Genomic DNA, 20,441 nt, shown 5'->3' with positions numbered 1-20,441 from the left:
ATTCGTCCCGCAGGCCCATTCCTCAGCGGGCTGCGCCCGCCTCCACAAGGTTTGACGGCTGTCTCACAAGGCAGACCTCGTCTCACAGGCGCCCGCGAGGCCTCCGGAGAGCCCAGGGATTTCGGAGAGTGGTCCCGGCCCCGCGGGTACGGCGATACCGTGTCGGAAGACGACCGTTCCGCATCCCAGGGAGCCCGCGATGAGCGACCCGCAGGCCTTCGCCGAGCCGATCCGGCAGCAACTTCCTTCCGAAGCGGCCGACGGACTGCGTGCGTACGCCGCCCGCACCCGCGCCCAGGCGGACCAGCTCGCCGCGATCCTGGAGGACATCGCCACCAACGGCCTGCCCGCAGCCGACGACTGCACGCCGTGGGAGGACCTGCGGGATACCCACCTCGCGCGCCTCACCGCCCATCGTCCGGCCGTGGTCTGATGGCTCCGCAGCACGACCCTCACCGTCGCCGCGCGCGTATCGCGTTCTCCGATGCCGCCGCCAAGCAGCTTGAGGAGATCACCAGCGAGGCCGAACTCCACGCCCTCGACCGTGCCTTGGTCGTCATCTCCGTCGACCCCGAAGCCGGTGACCCGCTGCCCGGCACCACCGACGGCGTCCCCCTGCGCCAGTACACCGACGACGTCGAGCAGGTCCGCGTCCTCTACTTCGTCACCGCGCTGCGCACCGTCGTGGTCGTCGCCTACATCGAGGTCTAGAGCTCCCGGGCAGGATCGGGGAGCGGCGCCACTGGCAGCCGGTCCAGCTCGCCGCCGATCGCCTGACGCAGCCCGTCGTGGTGCGGACCGAGTCCGAACCGCTCGGCACGCCACCGTTCACGCGGATACAGCCACACGGGACGACCCACCATGTCTTCCGGCTCCCACTCGAACCGAGGCCAGACGTGCGCGTGCAAGAAAGGGTCCGAGTTCCCCAGAATCTCGAGGTTGACCCGCCGGAAAGCCGGATCCAGCCGCTGACACGCGCGCTCGACCGCCTCACCGAGCCGGTCCATGTCCGACAGGAACGAGAGGCGCTTCGCCCTGGGTAGATCGGACAACCGCTGCACATGCGGTTCGTCGACGAGGAGAACCGAGTATCCCGGGAGGAACTGCACATCCCCGATCACCGCGAACCCCGACGTCATGCGTCGCAGCACCGTCGGGTTCTCGCCCCTCAGCGCGCTCCCGATCCGATCCGTCCGCCAGCTGCCAGTCACAGTCGGAACCTACAGTCTCGTGAACAGGGATCGGTGGGTGTTGCGGGCCCCGTCCTGAAGAGAACGGTCGGCGTCAGTGGGTCGGAGGCGTGACCCGTTCCGTAGTGCTCGTGGTCGTGCGGTTGTGGCTGCGTGGGCCGTCCGGGCGGCAATGTCAGGGAGGGCGACCGGCCGACCGATGAGTTCGCCGCATGCGGACGGTCCACCTACGGACGCGACCGTTTCCGACAGGAGTGCCATGTCGACCATCCAGCCAGTGATCCTCACCGCCCACTACGACGTGCTGCTTGGCTTCTATACGAAATTGTTCGGTGCCGAAGAAATCTTCCGGGTGCCGGAGGAGGGCCCGCCGTTCTACCTCGGCTTGCGCATCGGTGACACCGACCTCGGCTTGGTCGCCAAGGCGGATTCGGGGGGAGACGAGGCGCCACCGCGGATCCTGCTGAGCATCGGTGTCGACGACGTCGACGAGACCCTCGGCCGGGTGACGGCGCTGGGTGGCTCGGTCACCGGCGGTCCCAGCGATATGCCGTGGGGACAGCGTGTCGCCCACATCCAGGACCCCGACGGCAACCCGGTGAACCTCACCCAGCCGATCCCGGCCGGATGACTTGGGTTCGAGCCTGTGGGGCGGAGCCGTTTCAGAGCTTGGTGGTGATCTACCCATCACATCAGGCACAGAAGCGGCGTGAGCCCGTACGCCAAGTGTCGCGGCCTGTAGCACGTGATACGCCGACGGCAGTCCCAGGCCCAGCCGCGCGGCAGGAGCGCGACCTCAGTCGAGGAAGTCCTTCCGGAAAGGCATGGAGGCCACCGGCGCCCAGGGGGTCTCCTTCTCCGCTTGGGGGAACTCGCGGTCGATGTAGTCGGTCAGACCCTGGCCGTAACAGACGATGTCGGTTCCCCCAGCGACAGGACGGGATGTCCCCAGCTGTCGCTGCCGGCCGGCAGGAAACGATGTGCGTGGAGGGGAACGAGGCGGGCCGGCGCGGTGGTCCTCGAGTCACCGGCCGGCCGGCGTGGAGCCGAGAAAACGCTGGAGCAGCTCGTGGGCCGGGGCGCTCTCCGCGTCGATGCTGTGGATGCGGTTCAGCTTGCCGTGTACGCCAGGTCCCCAGAGCCGGGTGCCATTGCATCGGAAGCAGAAGGCGATCTGGAAGAGCAGGTCGGTGGAGCTGTGACACGGATGCCCCAGCCGGGAAGAAAGCGGCGGGGCGGGTCGCCGTCGGGCAGCGAGCGGATCAGTCCGAGGGCGTCGTCGGCCTCAGTCGCCTCCCGGATCGCGATGTCGTCACCTGCCAAGTCAAGGGCGCTGCGATGCCACAAGGGATCGGTGATGCGGACGACTTCGATGCGGCGGGCGAGCGGGCTCCCGGGGTGACGGCATCAGTCGACCTCCGCGCCCATGCCTCCGCCACGGTGGGGTGAGCTGAGCAAGACCGGCTCCCCGCACCCCTGGAGGTTGTCTTTTCGGGGCGGGAGCCGGGAGCCGGTCGGGTCTTGTCGGGGGTGTCGGGGAGACGCGCAGAATGCACTCGTGTGAGTGATCGTCAACTTCGGAGGTGAGAAGCACCGTTGAGGTCGAGGATGGTGCCGGAGGACCATTCGGCGGCGGGGGAGGCGAGCCAGAGGACGGATGCGGCGATCTCTTCGGCGGTGCCGACTCGGCCGAAGGGGCTTTGCTCGCGGATCGAGTCGCCTTCGGGGCCTTGGAGGCGGGGGGCGACGCGTTCGGTGGCGAAGAAGCCGGGGGCGACGGAGGCGACGCCGATGCCGTAGGGGGCGAGGGAGACGGCGAGGGACTGGCCGAGAGAGTGGACGGCGGCCTTGGTGGCCCCGTAGGCGGGGTGGTCGGGTTCTCCGCGGAAGGCGCCTCGGGAGCCGATGTTGACGATCCTGCCTCCCGTGCCCTGCTTGATCATGTGGCGGGCGGCGAGATGGCTCAGGTTCGCTGTGGCGAGCAGATTCACTGTCACGTGCTGCTGCCATGCCTCGACCCATTCCTCGTACGAGGTCTCCGGGAGAGGGTGGCGGATGTTCACTGCCGCGTTGTTCACCAGGACGTCGATCCCGTCGAGTGCTTCGGTGACCATGTCCATCACGACGGCGGCCCCCGACGGGTTGGCGAGGTCGCCGCCGACCAGTACGTGTCCCGTGCCGGCAAGGGACTCGAAGGTCGCGCGCGCCTCGTCGGCGCGCGAGCCGAAGTGGACGGCGACCCGGTCGCCGTTGGCGGCGAACGCCAGGGCCACCGCGCGCCCGAGACCACGTGACGCGCCACTGACCAGGACGCGCCTGCCTGCGGCAGGCAGATTCATGGGAGTTCCTTTCGAACGGTCACGGAGGACAGGGACCTTGAGGTCCCTGTCCTTGCCGTCACAGCGGTCGTTGATCTCCAAGCCTAGAAGATCCGCAGGGCGTGCTCGGCACCGTCGGAGTCGTCGGAGGTACTGGTGACGGCGCGGGTGAGCCGTGATGAGGGTGGCCGGTCGTGGCGTCAGCGGTGTGCTGCTTCGTCGGCCCGTGCTGCTCCGTCCGTCAGCCTGGGCCCGTGCTTCAGGGTTTCGCTTGCCCCTCGATGCCGTCCAGGACCCGGTCGAGCCCCCACGCGTACTGCTCGTCCGAGATGAACTGCGCGATCGTGTCCGCCGCTTCTGCCGTACGGGGGTAGGGGGCTGCGGGGACGGCGCGGAGCTGTTCGCGGCGGGCGGCGATGCGTTCGGCGAGCGGTGTGACGGGGGCGGTGATCGGCGCCGGTCAGGCGCTGGTGTCCTCCGGCCGGCTGAGCGTGCCGCGCTGGTCCGCCGCCACGGCGGCAGGCGGCGGGGTCGGGCTCCTGCTCGGTGCCGTGCTGGTCGGCTATCGCACCGATCTCGGTTCACTGGCGGTCATGGGCGCGGTCGAAGGCGTCCTGCTCGGCGTGGCGCAGGTCCGTGCGCTTCCACGTGCGGCGCGCCTGCCGTGGCTCTGGGCGGCCGCGATGCCCGTCCTGTGGGCGGCGGGCTGGACCGTGACCACCCTCGCCGGCGTCGGGGTGGACGTACGCTTCACCGTCTTCGGTGCCACCGGCGCGCTCACCTTCTCCGCCCTCTCCGGCGTCCTGCTCCACAGACTCCTGCCACCCGCCGTCTCCGGCCGAGCCGCCCGCTCGGCCTCCCCCGGCGAGGTCGACGCATGAAGCGCACCACCACCCCCCGTCACGTGGTCTTCGGCTCCGGCGCCGTGGGCACGGCCATCGCCGAGGCACTGGTACGTCAGGGGGAGTCCGTCAGGATCGTCAACCGGTCCGGTCGCGGCGATGCCCCGGAAGGCGTGGAGATCGTGGCCGGCGACGCGGCCGATCCCGCTTTCACCACCGCCGTGGCGGACGGCGCGGCCGTCGTCTACCAGGCGCTCAACCCGCCGTACCACCGCTGGCAGCAGGAGTTCCCCGCGCTTCAGGCGGGAGTGCTCGCCGCGGCCGAGGCGGCCGGCGCCCGCATGGTCTCGATGGACAACGTCTACAGCTACGGCCCGCCAGGGGGCCGGCCGTTCACCGAGGAGACCCCCGACGCCGCGACCACCCGCAAGGGCCGGCTTCGCGGCCGGATGGCCCGGGACCTGCTCGCCGCGCACGAGGCCGGGCGCGTGGAGGTGGCGATCGGGCGCGCCTCCGACTACTTCGGGCCGCGCGGCGGCGCCCAGTCCAACCTCGGCGACCTGGTCTTCCCCGCCCTCCTGGCCGGCCGCACCGCCACCGTCCTCGGCGATCCGGACCAGCCGCACACGTACACCTACATCCCCGACATCGGAGAGACCCTCGCCCTCCTCGGCCGCCACCCCGACGCCCCCGGCATCCTCCTCCTCGGCCTACTCCGACTGCCGGCCGCCCGGCGCTGAGAGGCCGGTGGCCTGGCCCACACGGCTGCTTCCTGTCCTGCGTGCCGCCGGCGCGGCAGCAGCCGTTCCCGAGTGCCGTCCGCCGGCCACGGCCGATGGCGCTCGTGGGCCTCTTCCGTGACCGTCTTCCACGGCCCGGTTCCCGGCAAGTCAGGCGAGGCCGTCCCAGCCCCAGCGAGGGGTGGGGCCGGGCTCGCCGAGATCCGTCCCCGGGGCGGACGCCGACACGTCCTTGGCGATGCGCGTGCCCCAGTCGAAGTACTCCAGGACCCGGCGGCGCAGCAGGGCGTCGTCCGGCAGTTCCTTGTCCACGGCTGCCGACATCAGCTCCATCCAGCGCGAACGCTGTTCCTCCGTGATGCCGAGCCCGAGGTGGGCACGGAGCAGCGCCTGGTGGCCGCCGAGCTCCGCCGTGAAGTCGGCCGGCCCCGAGAAGACCTCGGCCAGCCATACGGCGACGTGCTCCACATGGGTGGCCGTGAAGTCGGCGAAGACGGGTGCGAGGAGGGGGTCGGCCAGCACCCCCTGGTAGAACGTCTCGGAGAGCCGGCGCAGCGCGTCGGCGCCGCCCACGGCCTCGTAGAGTGTGTTCGTGTGTTCGGCGCTCACGGGGGCCTCCGGGATCCGGGGTGTGTTCGCCCAGCTTTCCCGCAACACGCTCTGAAGCCAAGGATGTTCGCTGTCGGCGGGGCGGCGGGGCGGCGGGGCGGCGGGGCGGCGGGGCGGCGGGGCGGCGGGGCGGCGGGGCGGCGGGGCAGCGCGGCGGCGCGGCGGCGCGGCGGGGCAGGCCAGTGGCCGCGGTCGCTCCGGGGGCCGTGCGCGGTCCGGTGGCTTCGGGATCAGCGCCTGGGGGAGATGGGATGAGGTTCGAGGAGAACGAACCACCGTCTGTTCGCGAGGAGCGCTTCGCCGCAGAACGGGCAGCGAGCAGTGAGGCGCGAAAGGCCGTCTCGCTGGACTTGCGGGGAGCATATGTCGGGGCGTCCGTCGTGACCATCGCCCTGGTCCTCCTCGGCTGGTTCGGCAAGCCGGTGGCCCTCGGCGTCGTCAGTGGCGTCTTTCTCCCCTGGTTCGTGGCGGCCCTTGTGGGGGTCCACGTCGACAAGGATCACGGTCGGCATGCTCTTCAGCGCGCGTACAGCGTCACATGTGGATGGGGCGACGGCTTCCGAGTGCGGGTCTCTCGGTCGTCCTGTTCCGCCGCGCGCTGGTGCCGATCCCTGAGTCCGCTGGGCAATGAATTCGGCGGGGAGCCGGAGTGCTCTCTGATTGGCTTGGCTGAGTCGGGGTAGCAGTCGAATCGCAACGATATGCACCACTTCCGATCCGGAGGGAAGGTTGATTCATGCCTCTCTCGAGTGTGACCGCTTCAGATCTGGCCGCGAGCGGTTCCTCCTCGCTTCTCCTCATCCTGGTGGGGGTGGTGCTGGTGGCGGTGCTGATCGCGGCGTTCTGGTGGGGTACCCGGCGTGTCGCCCGGGGCCGAAGGACCGCGCGCGTCGCCCAGCCACCGGCTGCGGAAGCCAGGCGGGACTCATGGAAGGCGCCGGAAGAGCGGCCGGACCGATGACGAGTGCTCCGCTACGGCGCCTCGCGAAGGAGGAAGCATGAACGAGAAGCGGCACGACGACGGGCGCGGAAGCGGTGCGCGGGGCCGGCAGGCCCGTACCACTCCGGCGCAGGCCGAGGGCGAGAGCGGCGACGAGGCGGCCCGCGAGGAGGCGCGCGATGCCGTTTCCGGCCGGGCGGGCGACGCCGATCCCCAGGGCGCTCACGGTCATACCGCCAAGCGCCAGCGCCCCGGCATAGGCCGGGAGGAGCAGACGGAGGAGCGGGAGCGCCACTGACGTGCTCCGGTGTTCTCCGGGCCGCCCGGGAGGCCTTTCGTCTCCCGAAATACCAGGAGAGACGTCATTCTGTGTGCTTTATTCCGTTATCTGTGGGTAACGAACCCATAGCTCTCTTTGGAGGTGACTGAGATGGCCACTGGGAAGAAGGCCAAGAACATGGGCAAGTCCGTCAAGGGCAAGGCGAAGGAGGCCACCGGCAAGGCCGTCGGGAACGAAAGCCTGGAGGCGAAGGGCCGCGCCGAGCAGATCGCGGGCGATGCGAAGCAGACCGCGCAGAAGGCGAAGGACACCCTCAAGCACTGATCGTCGACAGGCTACGGCGAAGGACACCCTCAAGCACTGATCATCGACGAGCTACGGCTCGGAACGGCCGGCGGCGGGAGCCGTCGGCCTCTCCGTGTCCGGGGCGCCTTTCCCGGCTGGAGCGGTGGACGGGCGGGCGGACCGGGCGGACCTGGGCGCACGCGACAGCGGCCGTGCCGGGGAGGCACGGCCGCGCGTCCCGGCGGCCCGGGGAGCCTCAGCGCCGGCGTCCTGCCAGGCTGGGTTCCTCGTCCTCGTCCTCGTCCTCGTCCTCGTCGTAATCCTCCTCTTCGTACTCTTCTTCCTCCTCGCCGCGGGGTTCCTCCTCCTGCTCCTCCTCCTGCTCCTCGCCCTCCTCCTCGTCGCCGTCCTCGGCTTCCTCGTCCCACTCCTCCTCGGGGGATTCGTCGTCCTCGGTCGCTCCCTCCCCTTCCTCGCCCTCGTCGCCCTGCTCGGCCTCTTCCTCTTCGAGAGCCTCCTCGTGGGTGACGACGACCTCGCCGTCCTGGATCTCGCCGCGCCAGCCGTCCGGCTCGTCGTTTGTGAGGGTGACGTAGCGATCGAAGTTCTTCAGGTCCAGGCGCATGCGCCTGCCCTGGGCGCGCCACACGTTGCCGGTCTTCTCGAAGAGTCCGGCCGGGTAGTACTCGACGACCAGGAGGATCCGTGTGAGGGAGGGTGCGAGTTCGTGGAAGCTGACGCATCCGCGTGTCGATCCCTTGGGTCCCTGTGAGGACCAGACGATCCTCTCGTCCGGTATCTGCTCCTCGACGTTGGCTTTCCAGCCGCGGGTGGACGGACCGACCTTGACTTTCCAGTCGGTGGTCGTGTCGTCACTCTGCGAGACGCTCCGCACTCCCTTGGCGAAGCTGCTGAAGTTCTCGTACTGCGTCCAGTGGTCGTAGGCCGTACGGAGAGGCACGCCGACGTCGATGGTCTCGATGATGTTGATCGCCTTGCCGCCGCCCTTGCGGTTCTTCTTGCCGCCGCCGAGCAGTCCGGATCCCACGTCTTTCACCTTGTCCTTGAGGCCGCCGAGAGTCTGGCCGACAACGGCCTTCACCGGGGAGTCGCCCTTGAGCAGGCGGCCACCGATGTCCCCGAGACGGCCGCCGTTCTCGGCGACGTCCTGGAGGCCGTCGGTCAGGTCGCCCAGCTTGTCCACGGCCTTGTCGGCGATCTTGTCGGCGCGAGCGGTCAGATACGAGGAGGCTTCCTCCATCAGCCGGTCGAACCCGGACTGGGCGCCGTCGGCTGCACGATTGGTGGCCATGGTTCACCTCCGCGCGGTGGACTTGCGGCGGGCCGTCTTGGTGGCGGCGGTCTTCTTCGCCGCGGGCTTGGACGCCGGAGAGCGCCCCGAACTCGCCGACTTCTTCGCCGTGGTCTTCTTCGCCGCCGTCTTCTTCGCGGCCGGCTTCGCCGCGGTCTTCTTGGCAGCGGTCTTCTTGGCCGGGGCGTTCCGTCCGCTCGTGGTCGAAGCACGCTTGCCCGCGTCGGCGCCTCCCTTCCGCGACGATGCCTTCGTCGCTGTGCTCGAGGTCTTCTTGGCCGGAGCGGCCTTCTTGGCGGGTGCCGACTTCTTGGCGGGTGCCCTCTTCTTCGCCGGGGCGGCCTTCTTCGCCGGGGCGGACTTGCGGGCCGGTGATCGGCGCTCGGCGGCCTTGGTCGAAGAAGCGGGGGCGGAACGGCGGGCAGGGCGACGGCGGGCGGGCGGCTCCTCCTCTTCCCCTTCCTCCTCCTCTTCCTCTTCCTCTTCCGGTTCGTCCTCGGCCGTGGGCTCCTCGGGACCTGGCTCTTCGCCCTCCTCCTCTTCGGGTTCCGCCTCTGCTTCCTCCCCCTCCTCCTCGCTCTCGTCCTCGTACGGCTCCTCGTCCTCCTCGGGCTCTTCCTCGGGCTCTTCCTCTTCGGGCTCCTCCTCGTAGTCGCCTTCCTCGTCCTCGTACTCCTCCTCGTCCTCGCCGCTCTTTCCGAGGGAGAGTGTGCGCTCGCGCAGGGAGTCGGCGAGGCCGGCCATCCGGCGGTTCGCGGTGGCTACCAGGGCCTTGCGCCCCGCGTCGAGCGCCTCGCCCTTGATCTGCTCGCCGAGCTCCGCCACCTGCGGCATCTCGCTCAGCCTCTTGAGGCCCTCGGTCGCCAGTTGTTTCGGGTCGAGGCCGAGACGGCGGCCCGCGGCGTACGTGATCAGGCTGAAGGCCAAGCGTCCCTTCTTCGCTCGCCCGAGTACGTAGCCTCCGGCGACCGCGGCCGCCAAGGCGATCTTGGTCGTGTCCTCCATGAGCCCTTCCCTTTCACCAGGTGCCGACGGCCCGCCGCTGCCCTGGCAGGTCCACGCGCCGTTGCGGACGCACGGGCTGGGCGACGGGATGACACCGCTCGCACGGTTACTACGGGACTGCTCGATCGAGTGCCTGATATGCATGGAATGCGAAGAGAGTAGAAATGTTGCGACAATCATGGTGTTTGTCGCGTATGTGGCGGGGCAGGCGTACGGGTCAGTTCCCGAGGGGAGCAGGTCCATGACCGCAGCAGAGCCGGCTCGGGGGCGACGCCCTCCGCCGGACGACGAGGAGGTTCAGGACCGTGAGGTACGGACCGGCAGGCCCGCCCGTAAGTCCGCGGCTCGCAAGACGCCGACGCGCAAGGCCTCGGCCCGCAAGGCCCCGCCCCGCAAGGTCGCGGCGGAGGGCCGGGTGACCGGCGCGGCCGCGGCGATGCGCGCGGCGGCGGAGCAGCTCGCCGAGCTGCTGGGACGCGCCCCGGAATCGGTTTCCTCCCTCCGACCGAGCGAGGACGGCTGGGAGGCTCAGGTGGAGGTCCTCGAACTCGAGCGGATCCCGGACACCACCAGCATCCTGGCGAGCTACAAGGTCACCATCGATGCGGAGGGCGAGTTGATCTCGTACGAGCGCACCCGGCGCTACAGCAGGGGCATGATCGACCGGCCGACCTGACCGGGCCGGCCCTGTGAAGGGAAGCGGCCATGACCGTGGTGCCGCAGGGTGGAAGTAACGTCAGCAGAAGTTCCGGTGGTGGAGGCACGAGTCTCTATGACGTCCTGGAGTTGATCCTCGACCGCGGTCTCGTGATCGACGTGTTCGTGCGTGTCTCCCTCGTCGGCATCGAGATCCTGAAGATCGACGCACGGATCGTCGTGGCCAGTGTCGACACCTACCTGCGCTTCGCCGAGGCCTGCAACCGCCTCGACCTGGAAACGGGCCGGAAGGCCCCGGCCCAGTTGACCGACGTCGTCGGCGACGCGGTGGAGAGCGGAGCGCACGGCAAGTCCAAGGGCGCCATCGGCGGCGTCGTGGACGCCGTGACACAGTCGATCACCGGCAAGTCCGACGACGAGGAAGAGCCGGAAGAAGAGGCGGAAGAGGAAGAGGCTCCCCGCCGCCGCCGGCCCGCACGGCGCCCCGCGCGCCGAGAGAGGGAGTAGACGATGCCTGTCTACGTGTACTCCATCACCCCCGCCGCACACCCGTGCCGCCTGGAAGGGCTGAACGGCGTCGGCGCCGAGCCCGCCCCCGTACGGGCCGTCACCGCAGGGCAGCTGCGCGCGATCGTCTCGGACATCGACGAGGAGATCCGCCCCAAGCGCCGAGACCTGACCGCCCACCAGGCGGTGCAGGACCGGCTCATGAGCGATGGAACGATCCTTCCCCTGCAGTTCGGATACACGGCCCCCGACGACGAGGCGGTCACCCAGGTGCTCCAGGAGCGTGCGGACGGTTACCTGGACGCGCTGGACCGGCTGCGTGGCTGCGCCGAGTACCACGTCAAGGCCTCGCAGGACGAAGACCACCTCCTTCGGGAGATCCTCCAGGACTCGGACCGGGCCCGGCTGCTCAACGACCGGATCCGGGCGGGCGACGCCGATCCGCGGCTGCCGCTGGAGCTGGGGGAGATCGTCGCCGGCGAGGTACAGGAGAGGCAGGAAGGGCTGGCCGCCGAACTGGTCAACTCCCTGGTCTCCCTCGCGGAGGACCACAGCGTCCACCCTCCCGCCGCCGGTGACCTCCTCAGCATCTCCCTGCTGGTCCAGGACGACAAGAAGGACACCTTCCTGAAGGCGGAAGACCGCCTCGCCGAGCAAATGGAGGGCGTCCGTCTCCGCTTCAGCGGGCCACTGCCCCCTTACAGCTTCGTCTAGCAGGGCCCCGGTTTCAGGAGCTCGGCCCAGGAAGCGCCAAGGGAGGAGCCATGGGGATGCTGACCAAACTGCTGACCGCACCGCTGATGCCCGTGCGGCTCGTCGTGTGGGCCGCGGAGCGAGCCCTGGACCAGGCCACGGACGAGTACTACGACCCGGCACCCGTCTATGCCGCCCTGGGCGAGCTCGAACGCATGCTCCGGGACGGCGAGATCGACCAGGCCACCTTCGACCAGCAGGAAGACGAACTTCTCGATCGCCTCGACGAGATCGCGCAGTTCCGACAGGACCCCCGCCGCGACCCAGGAGGTCAGACACCGTGACCGACCCACTGGCCCATCGGGTCGCCCCGGTGCCGTCCCGGGCGACGCCCGCCTCCTACCCGCCGTCCTCGTCGGCGAGCCTGGCCGACATCCTCGAACGTGTCCTGGACAAGGGAATAGTGATTGCCGGCGACATCCGCATCAACCTCCTCGACATCGAGCTCCTGACCATCAAGCTGCGGATCCTGATCGCGTCGGTGGACAAGGCCAAGGAGATGGGCATCGACTGGTGGGAACACGACCCGTCGCTGTCCTCCCGCCACAGCGGAGACCCGCTCGCGGAGGAGAACCGCCGCCTGCGCGCCGAGCTGGACGCCCTACGTCGCGACCGGGCGGAAGCCGTCGAGCCCGGCCGTGCCGAGGGCACCCCGGAACGCCACGGCACGACCCCACACGGCCGTGCCGAGGAGAGCGCGGAGCGACAGGGCACGACCCGGGCCGGGCGCCAGAAGCGGGAGAGGCCCGAACCGTGAACGGCGAGCCGAACCTCATCTACGTGTACGCCGTGACCCTCCCCACCACGGAACTCCACGGGCGTCTGGCCGACGTCCACGGAGTCGGCGACGCGCCGGTGAGCCTCCTGCCCTCCGCCGCCGCCCCGGCCGGTCCGTCGTTCGTCGTCAGCCGGGTCCCCACCGGCCAGTGGGCCGAGGAGGCCCTCAGGTCCCGCTTCGAAGACCTCGCCTGGCTCGAGGACACCGCCCGGGCACACCACCACGTCATCCAGTTCCTCACCGAGTACGCGACCGTCCTGCCGCTGCGGCTGGCGACCCTCTACCAGGACGCCGACCGCGCCCTGGAAGCCCTGCGCGAGCAACAGGACACCTTCGCGGCCCGGCTGGCCCTCCTCGCCCACCACACCGAGTACGGCGTCAAGGTCTACCTCGCCACCGACACGGCACCGGCCGACGCCTCCGCCGCCGGAAGTCGTACGCAGCCCGCGTCCTCCGTCCCCGCATCCACGCCCGCGACCAGTCCCGGCAAGGCCTACCTGCAGGCCCGCCGAGCCCAGCACCACGCCCAGGAGGACCGCTACCTGCAAGCAGGAGAAGCGGCGGACCGCATCGCCGCCGTAGCGGCCCGGCACGCCACCCACACCGTCCGCCACCCCGTGCAGACCGGACCGCTCACCCGCGGCGAGAACGGAGAGAACCTCCTCAACGACGCCCACCTCGTGCCCGACGACCAGGCCGAGGCATTCCGCGCCGCGCTCCAGCAGGCCGGCCAGGACCTGCCTGGCATCCGTATCGAGGTCACCGGCCCCTGGGCGCCCTACTCCTTCGCGATGCCACAGACTCCGCCGGCGGACTCGGAGGCGGATACGGACACGGACGCCCCTGGCGCACGATCATGACCCCCGCCGAACGACACGAACGTCCCCTGCCCGGCCGACAGGTCGCCCTCGTCGACCTCCTCGACCGGCTCCTTGCCGGCGGCGTCGTCATCACCGGCGACGTGGTCCTGTCCATCGCCGACATCGACCTCGTACGCATCTCCCTGCGCGCCCTCATCACCTCCGTCACGGCCTCCGACGACCCCTTCGTCCCCCGGAGCAGGCCATGACCGAGGAACCCACGCCGCAGGAGTCGCGCCCCGAGCTCGAAGGACTCGGCGCTCCTCTCGCCCATGCCTTCCGGCTGCTCCAGGCACCGCCGGAGACACCCGGCGCGACCGCCTCCCCGGCCCACCGCATGCGCACCGACCCGGAGACCGTCGGCGAGGACCTTCTGAAGCTCGTCCTCACCGTCGTCGAGCTTCTGCGCCAGCTCATCGAACGCCAGGCGCTGCGCCGGGTCGACGCGGGCGACCTGACCGACGCGCAGGAGGAGGAGCTCGGCGCCACCCTCCTCGCCCTGCACGAGCGCATGACCGACCTGTGTGCCGAGCACGGCTACCGTCTCGAAGACCTCAACCTGGACCTCGGCCCGCTCGGTCACCTCCTTCCGCCCGCGCACTGACTCGGTGCTTGGACCGGGTGTCACGGCCCCGCGGGCGCAGACGGGAGTGGCTCCCCCTCGTACTTGAGGGGGAGCCACTCGTCCGTACGTGCTCGGCCTGTCACCTGCGGCGCGTGAACAGGCGATAGACCGCGAGGAGGATGATCGACCCGACGATGGCGGCGATCCAGGTGGAGAGTTCGAAGAACCCGTCGACGGAGTCGACGCCGAAGATGACCTTGCCGAGCCATCCGCCGAGCAGGCCGCCCGCGATACCGATGAGCGTGGTGAGGATGATGCCGCCCGGGTCCTTCCCGGGCATCAACATCTTGGCGATGATGCCCGCGAGAAGCCCGAGGAGGATCCAAGCAAGTATGCCCATGATTCCTTCCTGTCTCCTGCTGTGGAATGTTCGTCCGTGCAGCGTGTTTACCGCCGCGGCGTTCGTAAACCCCCGTCTTCGCCGTCAACTCAGGAAAGCTTGTCTTTCGCCTTCTCCTTCAGGTGCCGGGCCTTGCCACGCGTTTCCAGCGCCCCGCCCTTGACCGCCAGCTTCTCCTTGCCCATCGCGTGCGCGGACTTCCTGACGGCCTTCCCGGCCACTTCCTCCAACTGGGCCTTCGCCTTCTCCCACGTACCCATCTCGCGTCCTTTCCCGAGGCCTGGTCGATCGGTCACGTCGCCGCCCTCCACCACGTACGGGAGAACTGTCGGCATCATCGCGCGCAGCGCCCGGCGGAGGGCGTGGCGCACTCCCCACACCATCAACCGAAGCCCCCACTTGCTCAGACGGACCAGGGCCCGGTGCATGAGCGCTTTGGGCGTCCAGCGGGCGAGCGCCCGGCGTCTGCCCCAACGGTGCCGGTGACGCCCCACTCCGAGCTTCACGCACATCTCCTGCCGCCGGCAGGGCATCGAGGCACACGCGGCCCGGAAGGGAGATCCCTGCGGCTTTCCATGTCCATCTGTGCGTCTTCGCCATAGATTCGATTTCAAACATCGAAGGCGCTGCGGGAGCCCGTGTGCGTGGTCAGCGCATCCGTGCCGGCCGCCAGTCGGGCCGACGACCGCTGAGGCCGATCACGCGGTCGAGGAGGGGCGCGCCGTCCGGTACCGCGACGACGGGGCCGAAGAATCCTCCGCCGGCGTCGTCGGTCGGTGTCAACAGGGCCTCGGACACCCGCAGTTCCTCGTCGCTCGCGCCGTACGCCTGACCGGTCGCCCGTGCCAGGTCCCAGCCGTGGATCAGCAGCTCGTCGAGCGCGACCCGGCCCATGACGGCGGCCGGCAGGTCGATGCCGCCCGCCTGCGTGTCCCCCTCCCAGGCACCCGGCTCACGCCAGGCGGCGGCCAGCTCGTCCAGCACCTCCGGCAGGGCGGTCCGCCAGTCGTCGGCCAGTACCGGACGGGACGAGCCGGGCGGCGTGCCGGTCGTCGGCCCGAACCGCTTGCGGGCCGCGTCGCGAAAGGCGACGCTCAGCCCGGCGAGATGAGCGAGCACCTCCCGCACCGCGTACTCGGGGCAGGGCGTCGGGTCGCCCAGCCACTCGTCCTCGATGCCCTCCGCCAGCCGGGCGACGCGCTCCGCGGCCGCACCCAGGTCGACCGGCTCCATGCCTGAAGTGTTCTCCATGCAGGGCAGACCGCCGAGCCACCCGGAACTCATCGCTCCCCGGTGGGTTCGGTTCTCCCGCCGGTCCGCGCCGGGGTAGGGCTGCGCGCGCTTGAAGGCGACGGCGAAGGCGCGCCCGGAGGCCGGTGTCGGCCGGGAGGCCGTCTGTTGTCCCGCCCTTTACCGGCACCGCCTCGTCGGGACTTCGTGTGGCTGCGCCCGCCGGAGCCCCCGAGGAACGCGTCGCGCAGCGCGGCCCGGGTGGTGATCAGCAGCAGGGCCCGGAGTTCGTGTTCCCCGGCGTACGCGTACTGCTCGACGACCGCTTCGGTCACGGCCTCGGCGAGGCGCGTCCCCACCGCCCGGACGGCGACCCCAGGGACGATCTGGATCGGCCGGCCTCGGCGTCGTCAAACTCCTGGAAGGGCGACACGGGCACACGTACCCCGACATGCAGTGGGAACCCAAGGCCGCCTTCGGGGCGGTGGCGGGGCGGTATGGGAGGTGACGGGCCAGGTGCGCCTGACCGGTGCCGGAGCGACTCTGATCGGGACCGTCCGGGACCTCGCTCCACCATCCGACGGCCAGGCCTTGTCCGGCCCCTACGATCGACGGATGACGATCACGTACGAGTGGCGCGGCGAGTTCGACAACGCCGCCCTGAACGCGCTGCACGCCGACGGCTTCGGCCACCCGGTCGGTCGGACGGACTGGCGAGCACGACTCGAACGTCACAGCCTCGGCTGGGTCTGCGCGTGGGAGGACGGTTCGCTGGTCGGTTTCGTCAACGTCGTCTGGGACGGCGGAGTCCACGCGTTCCTTCTGGACACGGTGGTCGCCCGGAAGCGGCAAGGGGCGGGCATCGGCGGCGCCCTGGTCGCGGCGGCGGCTCGTGAGGCCCGCGCCGCGAACTGCGTATGGCTGCATGTCGACTTCGAGGAACACCTGAGTTCCTTCTACTTCGAAGCCTGCGGCTTCAAGGAGACGACTGCCGGTCTGATCGCTCTGTGACCGAGCGCCAAGCCGTTCGCCGGGGCCGCCCACGCCCTTCGCCTCAGATCATCGGATCACTCGTCCGGCGCGTCGTCGACCGACGCCGAGTGGGCTCGCCTCAGAACGCACCACCCCTTGTTCCACTCTCTGCCGGGCGCACCCCGAAAACAAGACCGCAATTTCTTTCCGCGAACGAGCACACTCACTCCCGGGTGGCCGTGCGCGCCGCCTGCTCGCAGGAGGACTCATGGCCCGAGGAGGTCTGGACGGAGCGAAGCCCAGAGGAGATGGCGGCCGAGACACTGGCCGGTTTCCCGTTGCGGTTCGAGTGGGCCCTGGACGACCTGCGCGCCCTCCCGGCCGGCCGGCGATCGCCGAGGGATGGGGGTTGCGGCCCGAGCTCGTGGCTCCGCTGCTCGACTCCGTCCGGCGGATGGTCGTCCTCGTGCCCACTGAGGACTTCCGGCAGCACCGAATCCGCACCCTCCCGCGCGCGGGCGCCCTGGGCGTGCCGGTCGGCGACCCGGCACGTGCCCAGGCCGACCGGATCGCCCGCGACCGTCTGGTCGCCGCGGACGCGGTGCGCGGCGCCCGGCGGCTGGGCGTCCGCGTGATCGAGGTCGACGGGACACGGGACGCCGCGGCCGTGACCTCGCTGGTCGCCGAGCAGTTCGCCCCCTGGCTGGGTGCGCCGGTTCAGGCCGGGTGAGGCCTGCCCTTCGGATCAGGCCAGGCTCGCGGCGTCTGATCCGGAAGGCACGACCTGTCCCAGCGGATCCACCCGCCCGAGCATCTCCGCGAGCGGTGTGCCGGTCCGCGCGGCCGCGATGCGCCGGGCACGGAGCTGTGCGCGCGTGCGCGGCCGGAACTTCGGTTCCCGTCCGCAACCGCACCCTTCGAAGCCCTCGTAACGCAGCCCGGCGTCGAGGACGGCGGCGACGACTGTCCACGCCTTGCGATTGCTCCGGCGCGGCGCGGCGAAGTCGTGCCCGGCGCACAGCAACGGCGCGGCGCAGCGCGGGCAGGTGTGCCGGGTGCTCGCGGGATGCCGCTTGAAGCTGATCCGGCACGATACGCACGCGTAGTGCAGCTTGTAGTGGACGAACGCGTAGGTGCACATGGACCGACCGTACCGAGAGGGCCTCGTCGCAGACCAGCGGATTCCACGGTGGGGCGGAGGTCTGCGGAGAGGAGCGGCCGCTCACACGTCGAGCGTGAGTCCCGTCGTCGCGTCCACGTGGCCCGGGATCTCGTCGTGACGGTCGCCCACGGTCGAGGTTCCGGTCGGTTCGAACATGAGGATCGAGGCTCCGGAAGGTGCGTACGGCTTGTGTTCCGTACCTGCCGGGACGGTGAAGACCGCGCCTCGGTGCAGGACGACCGTGCGCTCGCCGTCGGACTCGCGCAAGGAGATGTGCAGCTCGCCGTCGATCACCAGGAAGAACTCGTCGGTGTCGTCGTGGGCGTGCCAGACGTGTTCGCCGTCGACCTTGGCGATGCGGACGTCGTAGTCGTTGACGCGCGTGAGGATGCGCGGACTCCACAAGGCGTCGAAGGAGGCCAGGGCGTCGTGGAGGGAGATCGGTTGGTTGTTCATGGCCTCATCCTCGGAGGTTTCGCGGGGGAGGAGTGAGTGCTAGGAATCGCACATGGCGAAAGAATCCTCGCACCGGGGTACCCGTACCGCCGGCGTGCACCGGGTCGTCGTGATCGTGGACGAGAACTCGAACCCGTTCGAACTGGGGTGTGCGACCGAGGTCTTCGGCTTGCGCAGGCCGGAGACAGGTCGTGAGCTCTACGATTTCCGGCTCTGCTCCCCGCAGGCGTCCACCGCCATGCGGGACGGGTTCTTCACCCTCGCGGGGGTCGCCGGCTTGGAGGCGGCCGATGCGGCGGACACCTTGATCGTCCCGAACCGGCCCGACGTCGAGGTGCCCCGCCGCCCCGCGGTGCTCGACGCCGTCCGGCGGGCCCACGCGCGCGGTGCACGCCTGATCGGTTTCTGCAGCGGCGCCTTCACCCTGGCCGAGGCGGGTGTCCTCGACGGGCGCCGGGCCACGGCGCATTGGCAGTGGGCGGGCGACTTCCGGGCCCGCTTTCCCGCTGTCCGTCTCGAATCGGACGTGCTGTTCGTGGACGACGGCGACATCCTCACCTCGGCGGGAAGCGCCGCCGCGCTCGACCTCGGGCTGCACGTGGTGCGCCGTGACCACGGTGCCGAGGTCGCCAACTCCGTCAGCCGGCGCCTGGTCTTCGCGGCGCATCGCGACGGCGGGCAGCGGCAGTTCGTGGAGCGCCCGATGCCCGACGTGCCCGACGAGTCCCTGGCGCCCGTCCTGGCCTGGGCGCAGGAACGGCTCGACTCGCCGCTCACCGTCTTGGACCTCGCGGGGAAGGCGGGGGTCAGTCCGGCCACGCTGCACCGCCGTTTCCGGGCGCAGTTGGGGACGACCCCGTTGGTGTGGCTCACGGGGGAACGGCTCGCCCTGGCCTGTCGGCTGATCGAGCGTGGCGAGTCGCGGTTCGAGGTGGTCGCACGGCGCAGCGGGCTGGGCACCGCGGCCCACCTGCGGACGTTGATGCGCCGCGAGACGGGCATCACTCCGTCGGCGTACCAGCGGCGGTTCGGGCCCGGGGCGGGGGAGTGGCGAGGATGATCCACCGGATCGCCGCGACGACCGTGTGCCCGCCGGGGCGGGCGAGGGGCAGCAGCAGGCGGGTGGCGTACGGCAGGTCGAGGCGGGCCCGGATCCACGCGGGCAGCAGTTCGACCGCGGCGGCGGCCAGGAACGCGTAGGGCAGTCGAGCGGGCCAGGGCAGCGGCGGGTGGGCCAGCAGGTAGCGCGCGGCGGCGCGCGACTGGGCGGTGGCCCGCAGCTCCGGGCGGTACTCGGCGAGGCGCGACTGCAACCCCGCGGTGGTCTCCGGCGGCTCCACCACCCCGAGCCGGAGCGCGACGCGGGCCATGTCGGCGACGTAGCCGTCCGCGGCCCGCGGAGCCAGCGGGCGCCTTCCGTACCGTTGATGGGCCTTGAGGAAACAGGCGGTCTCGGCCGCGTGCACCCAGGCGAGCAGATGCGGATCGGAAGCCCGGTACGGTACGCCGTCCGGTGTCCGTCCCCGCACGGCGTCGTGCACCTGGCGCACACGGCGTACGGCCTGCTCCGCGTCCCGCGCCGTACCGAACGTCGTGACCGCCAGGAAGGTGCTGGTGCGCTGAAGACGTCCCCAGGGGTCGCTCTCGAAGCCGGAGTGCGCGGCGACCGCAGCCATCGCGGCGGGGTGGAGGGACTGCAGGAGCAGGGCGGCGAGCCCGCCGACGTACATCGCCGCGTCGGCGTGCACGGTCCGCACCGGCCGGTCGGGACCGAACCAGCGAGGACCCGGTGTCTCGTGGATGCGGGCCCGCTTCTCGTGCGCGGTGGGTCCGGCGACCCGGTGCAGCAGCGCCTCACCGGCCCGCTCCCGCAGCCGACCGAGACACGGAGGGATCCAGAGCACCCCTCCAGTGTGCGTCAGGAGGCCGTGCGGACGGCGGTTTCCCGGGTACGCCGCAGGACGAGCGGCCCCCTACCGGTCTGGTGTAACGCCTGCTACATTTTCCGATGTGACGATCATCGAACCCGCTGCCCGCTGGTTGATCCTGGTGATCAAGCTGCCCGCGGACCCGTCCCGGCACCGCGTCGCGGTCTGGCGGGAGCTCCGCAAGATCGGGGCCCTCTCCCTGGGCCAGGGAATCTGGGCGGTGCCGCAGGTGCCCGTGTTCGCCGACGGAGTGCGGCGTGCCCTCGAACTCACCGACACCGCGGGCGGTCAAGGCGTGACGCTGGAGGCGAACGGCCGCTCCGAGCAGGACGCCGGTCGTCTCCAGGACATGTTCACGGCCGCCCGCTCGGCCGACTGGACGGAGTTCCTCGCGGACTGCGGCAAGTTCGAGGACGAGATCGCCAAGGAGACCCGCCTCGCGAAGTTCACCCTGGCCGAGCTGGGGGAAGAGGAGCAGAGCCTCGAACGGCTGCGTCGCCGGCACCGTGACCTGACCGCCCGGGACGTCTTCGGCGCCCCGGAAGCGGCCGCGGCGGGGGAGCGCCTCAAGCAGTGCGCCGCCGTCTGCGAGGACTACTCCGAGCGCGTGTTCGGCGCGCTCCACGCCGGCGACCAGGACGCGTCGTGACGA

Annotated in this window: 31 protein-coding genes; 20 read left to right on the top strand and 11 right to left on the bottom strand. The window is 70.5% G+C overall.

Going from position 1 to position 20,441, the window contains the following annotated elements; all coding sequences use genetic code 11:
• Positions 1–199: 199 nt before the first annotated feature.
• Positions 200–433, top strand: coding sequence for a hypothetical protein (locus AC067A_RS07545; RefSeq protein ID WP_478615841.1), 234 nt, complete (start codon positions 200–202; stop codon positions 431–433).
• Positions 433–711: a hypothetical protein gene (locus AC067A_RS07540; RefSeq protein WP_478615838.1), complete on the top strand. Its 279-nt coding sequence runs from the start codon at positions 433–435 to the stop codon at positions 709–711. The genes AC067A_RS07545 and AC067A_RS07540 overlap by 1 nt, the downstream gene beginning before the upstream one ends.
• Here the strand turns inward: AC067A_RS07540 and AC067A_RS07535 are convergent.
• A complete protein-coding gene (locus AC067A_RS07535) occupies positions 708–1,211 on the bottom strand; it encodes an HIT family protein (RefSeq protein ID WP_478615835.1) in 504 nt (167 codons plus the stop codon). The genes AC067A_RS07540 and AC067A_RS07535 overlap by 4 nt on opposite strands.
• A 238-nt stretch (positions 1,212–1,449) precedes the next feature.
• Here AC067A_RS07535 and AC067A_RS07530 point away from each other — a divergent pair, with 238 nt between their 5' ends.
• Positions 1,450–1,821 carry a VOC family protein gene (locus AC067A_RS07530; protein WP_478615832.1) on the top strand — a complete coding sequence of 124 codons (372 nt, stop codon included), beginning with the start codon at positions 1,450–1,452 and terminating at the stop codon, positions 1,819–1,821.
• Between the two features lie 940 nt (positions 1,822–2,761).
• Here AC067A_RS07530 and AC067A_RS07525 read toward each other — a convergent pair.
• Positions 2,762–3,529, bottom strand: coding sequence for an SDR family NAD(P)-dependent oxidoreductase (locus tag AC067A_RS07525; RefSeq protein ID WP_478615830.1), 768 nt, complete (start codon positions 3,527–3,529; stop codon positions 2,762–2,764).
• Positions 3,530–3,924: 395 nt separating this feature from the next.
• Here AC067A_RS07525 and AC067A_RS07520 point away from each other — a divergent pair, with 395 nt between their 5' ends.
• Both AC067A_RS07520 and AC067A_RS07515 read left to right on the top strand, forming a co-directional pair.
• Positions 3,925–4,389, top strand: a complete 465-nt coding sequence (locus AC067A_RS07520) for a hypothetical protein (protein WP_478615827.1) — start codon at positions 3,925–3,927, stop codon at positions 4,387–4,389.
• On the top strand, positions 4,386–5,090 hold the full coding sequence (locus AC067A_RS07515; protein ID WP_478615825.1) for an NAD-dependent epimerase/dehydratase family protein: 705 nt from the start codon (positions 4,386–4,388) through the stop codon (positions 5,088–5,090). The genes AC067A_RS07520 and AC067A_RS07515 overlap by 4 nt, the downstream gene beginning before the upstream one ends.
• A 150-nt stretch (positions 5,091–5,240) precedes the next feature.
• On the opposite strand, the gene AC067A_RS07510 is transcribed toward AC067A_RS07515, so the two are convergent.
• A complete protein-coding gene (locus AC067A_RS07510) occupies positions 5,241–5,699 on the bottom strand; it encodes a group II truncated hemoglobin (protein WP_478615822.1) in 459 nt (152 codons plus the stop codon).
• A gap of 736 nt (positions 5,700–6,435) precedes the next feature.
• On the opposite strand from AC067A_RS07510, the gene AC067A_RS07505 reads away from it, so the two are divergent.
• From AC067A_RS07505 to AC067A_RS07495, 3 genes are all read left to right on the top strand, one after another.
• Positions 6,436–6,660 carry a DUF6479 family protein gene (locus AC067A_RS07505; protein WP_478615819.1) on the top strand — a complete coding sequence of 75 codons (225 nt, stop codon included), beginning with the start codon at positions 6,436–6,438 and terminating at the stop codon, positions 6,658–6,660.
• A 37-nt stretch (positions 6,661–6,697) separates the two neighbouring features.
• Positions 6,698–6,937: a hypothetical protein gene (locus tag AC067A_RS07500; protein ID WP_478615817.1), complete on the top strand. Its 240-nt coding sequence runs from the start codon at positions 6,698–6,700 to the stop codon at positions 6,935–6,937.
• Positions 6,938–7,069: 132 nt separating this feature from the next.
• Positions 7,070–7,243, top strand: coding sequence for a CsbD family protein (locus AC067A_RS07495; RefSeq protein WP_478615815.1), 174 nt, complete (start codon positions 7,070–7,072; stop codon positions 7,241–7,243).
• A gap of 217 nt (positions 7,244–7,460) precedes the next feature.
• Here the strand turns inward: AC067A_RS07495 and AC067A_RS07490 are convergent, their stop codons facing one another.
• Positions 7,461–8,516, bottom strand: coding sequence for an SRPBCC family protein (locus AC067A_RS07490; protein WP_478615812.1), 1,056 nt, complete (start codon positions 8,514–8,516; stop codon positions 7,461–7,463).
• Positions 8,517–8,519: 3 nt separating this feature from the next.
• The gene (locus AC067A_RS07485) at positions 8,520–9,521 is read right to left on the bottom strand and encodes a histone protein (protein WP_478615809.1); all 1,002 of its coding nucleotides are present in this window, start codon (positions 9,519–9,521) and stop codon (positions 8,520–8,522) included.
• 241 nt (positions 9,522–9,762) lie between these two features.
• On the opposite strand from AC067A_RS07485, the gene AC067A_RS07480 reads away from it, so the two are divergent.
• Genes AC067A_RS07480 through AC067A_RS07445 form a run of 8 tightly spaced genes read left to right on the top strand, consistent with a single transcriptional unit; the run spans position 9,763 to position 13,680 of the window.
• On the top strand, positions 9,763–10,197 hold the full coding sequence (locus AC067A_RS07480; protein ID WP_478615807.1) for a gas vesicle protein GvpO: 435 nt from the start codon (positions 9,763–9,765) through the stop codon (positions 10,195–10,197).
• Between the two features lie 29 nt (positions 10,198–10,226).
• Complete coding sequence (gvpJ, locus tag AC067A_RS07475) at positions 10,227–10,685, top strand: gas vesicle protein GvpJ (protein WP_478615804.1); 459 nt, start codon at positions 10,227–10,229, stop codon at positions 10,683–10,685.
• Positions 10,686–10,688: 3 nt separating this feature from the next.
• Entirely contained in the window at positions 10,689–11,399 is a 711-nt protein-coding gene (locus tag AC067A_RS07470) for a GvpL/GvpF family gas vesicle protein (RefSeq protein WP_478615801.1), read from the top strand.
• Positions 11,400–11,455: 56 nt separating this feature from the next.
• Positions 11,456–11,722 (top strand): gas vesicle protein GvpG, encoded by a 267-nt coding sequence (locus AC067A_RS07465; protein ID WP_478615798.1) that lies wholly within the window; start codon positions 11,456–11,458, stop codon positions 11,720–11,722.
• Entirely contained in the window at positions 11,719–12,195 is a 477-nt protein-coding gene (locus AC067A_RS07460) for a gas vesicle protein (RefSeq protein ID WP_478615795.1), read from the top strand. The genes AC067A_RS07465 and AC067A_RS07460 overlap by 4 nt, the downstream gene beginning before the upstream one ends.
• Positions 12,192–13,076: a GvpL/GvpF family gas vesicle protein gene (locus tag AC067A_RS07455; protein ID WP_478615792.1), complete on the top strand. Its 885-nt coding sequence runs from the start codon at positions 12,192–12,194 to the stop codon at positions 13,074–13,076. Before AC067A_RS07460 ends, AC067A_RS07455 begins: the two co-directional genes overlap by 4 nt.
• A complete protein-coding gene (locus AC067A_RS07450) occupies positions 13,073–13,285 on the top strand; it encodes a gas vesicle protein (protein ID WP_478615790.1) in 213 nt (70 codons plus the stop codon). The genes AC067A_RS07455 and AC067A_RS07450 overlap by 4 nt, the downstream gene beginning before the upstream one ends.
• Positions 13,282–13,680 carry a gas vesicle protein K gene (locus tag AC067A_RS07445; protein ID WP_478615787.1) on the top strand — a complete coding sequence of 133 codons (399 nt, stop codon included), beginning with the start codon at positions 13,282–13,284 and terminating at the stop codon, positions 13,678–13,680. The genes AC067A_RS07450 and AC067A_RS07445 overlap by 4 nt, the downstream gene beginning before the upstream one ends.
• Positions 13,681–13,780: 100 nt before the next feature.
• On the opposite strand, the gene AC067A_RS07440 is transcribed toward AC067A_RS07445, so the two are convergent.
• The 3 genes from AC067A_RS07440 to AC067A_RS07430 all read right to left on the bottom strand — a co-directional run bounded on the left by AC067A_RS07440 (position 13,781) and on the right by AC067A_RS07430 (position 15,325).
• Positions 13,781–14,041 carry a GlsB/YeaQ/YmgE family stress response membrane protein gene (locus AC067A_RS07440; protein WP_478615784.1) on the bottom strand — a complete coding sequence of 87 codons (261 nt, stop codon included), beginning with the start codon at positions 14,039–14,041 and terminating at the stop codon, positions 13,781–13,783.
• An 89-nt stretch (positions 14,042–14,130) separates the two neighbouring features.
• The gene (locus AC067A_RS07435) at positions 14,131–14,547 is read right to left on the bottom strand and encodes a hypothetical protein (RefSeq protein ID WP_478615781.1); all 417 of its coding nucleotides are present in this window, start codon (positions 14,545–14,547) and stop codon (positions 14,131–14,133) included.
• A 142-nt stretch (positions 14,548–14,689) separates the two neighbouring features.
• Positions 14,690–15,325, bottom strand: a complete 636-nt coding sequence (locus AC067A_RS07430; RefSeq protein WP_478615779.1) for a TIGR03086 family metal-binding protein — start codon at positions 15,323–15,325, stop codon at positions 14,690–14,692.
• 561 nt (positions 15,326–15,886) lie between these two features.
• Here AC067A_RS07430 and AC067A_RS07425 point away from each other — a divergent pair.
• The gene (locus tag AC067A_RS07425; protein WP_478615777.1) at positions 15,887–16,282 is read left to right on the top strand and encodes a GNAT family N-acetyltransferase; all 396 of its coding nucleotides are present in this window, start codon (positions 15,887–15,889) and stop codon (positions 16,280–16,282) included.
• Positions 16,283–16,652: 370 nt separating this feature from the next.
• Positions 16,653–16,973, top strand: a complete 321-nt coding sequence (locus tag AC067A_RS07420; protein WP_478615775.1) for a hypothetical protein — start codon at positions 16,653–16,655, stop codon at positions 16,971–16,973.
• Positions 16,974–16,988: 15 nt separating this feature from the next.
• Here AC067A_RS07420 and AC067A_RS07415 read toward each other — a convergent pair whose 3' ends face one another.
• Together AC067A_RS07415 and AC067A_RS07410 are read right to left on the bottom strand one after the other, a co-directional pair.
• Positions 16,989–17,384, bottom strand: a complete 396-nt coding sequence (locus AC067A_RS07415) for a hypothetical protein (RefSeq protein ID WP_478615773.1) — start codon at positions 17,382–17,384, stop codon at positions 16,989–16,991.
• 81 nt (positions 17,385–17,465) lie between these two features.
• Positions 17,466–17,861: a cupin domain-containing protein gene (locus AC067A_RS07410; RefSeq protein WP_478615770.1), complete on the bottom strand. Its 396-nt coding sequence runs from the start codon at positions 17,859–17,861 to the stop codon at positions 17,466–17,468.
• A gap of 52 nt (positions 17,862–17,913) precedes the next feature.
• On the opposite strand from AC067A_RS07410, the gene AC067A_RS07405 reads away from it, so the two are divergent.
• The gene (locus AC067A_RS07405) at positions 17,914–18,921 is read left to right on the top strand and encodes a GlxA family transcriptional regulator (protein WP_478615767.1); all 1,008 of its coding nucleotides are present in this window, start codon (positions 17,914–17,916) and stop codon (positions 18,919–18,921) included.
• Here the strand turns inward: AC067A_RS07405 and AC067A_RS07400 are convergent.
• Positions 18,863–19,765, bottom strand: a complete 903-nt coding sequence (locus tag AC067A_RS07400; protein WP_478615764.1) for an oxygenase MpaB family protein — start codon at positions 19,763–19,765, stop codon at positions 18,863–18,865. The two genes, AC067A_RS07405 and AC067A_RS07400, sit on opposite strands and share 59 nt — an antisense overlap.
• A gap of 106 nt (positions 19,766–19,871) precedes the next feature.
• Between AC067A_RS07400 and AC067A_RS07395 the strand changes: the two genes are divergently transcribed.
• Positions 19,872–20,438: a Chromate resistance protein ChrB gene (locus AC067A_RS07395; RefSeq protein WP_478615761.1), complete on the top strand. Its 567-nt coding sequence runs from the start codon at positions 19,872–19,874 to the stop codon at positions 20,436–20,438.
• Positions 20,439–20,441 lie beyond the last annotated feature (3 nt).

The organism is Streptomyces sp. NPDC043176, assembly GCF_056436715.1.
Note: the sequence above shows the minus strand (reverse complement) of the source record. Positions and strands in the feature narration are given on the sequence as shown.